Consider the following 323-nt stretch of genomic DNA (forward strand, 5'->3'; position numbering starts at 1 on the left):
GCCCTAGACATTCGGCCCGAAATCGAAAATCGACCCTCAGGTGATACAGGGTCGACTCTCTACCAGACGAACTTGAGTGGAAGAGCTGAGATGGGTCTCGCCGGATCGGAGGATTTCGCGGTCAAGGTCTCGTACGGAACGGAATGGTGCGACGCGCTGAGGATCGATCAGCTGCATCGCGTCACGACGGCGGCGCAGGAGCAGATCAATCTCGTCAGCAGAATCCAGGATGAACCGCGCCAGTCCGCGCATCTGGGCAAGGCGCAATTCGGTGAACTCGGCACTCGTGCCGCCCCCGGCCCCTGCCGGTTGGCCCGCGTCAT

The 323-nt window shown here is 61.6% G+C and carries 1 pseudogene; it reads left to right on the forward strand.

Annotation, left to right across the window (positions count from 1 at the left end):
• Window positions 1–90: 90 nt before the first annotated feature.
• Window positions 91–323, forward strand: a pseudogene (locus EP376_RS23150) (hypothetical protein); the annotation flags it as partial.

Source organism: Alexandriicola marinus, assembly GCF_004000435.1.
Classification (GTDB): domain Bacteria; phylum Pseudomonadota; class Alphaproteobacteria; order Rhodobacterales; family Rhodobacteraceae; genus Alexandriicola; species Alexandriicola marinus.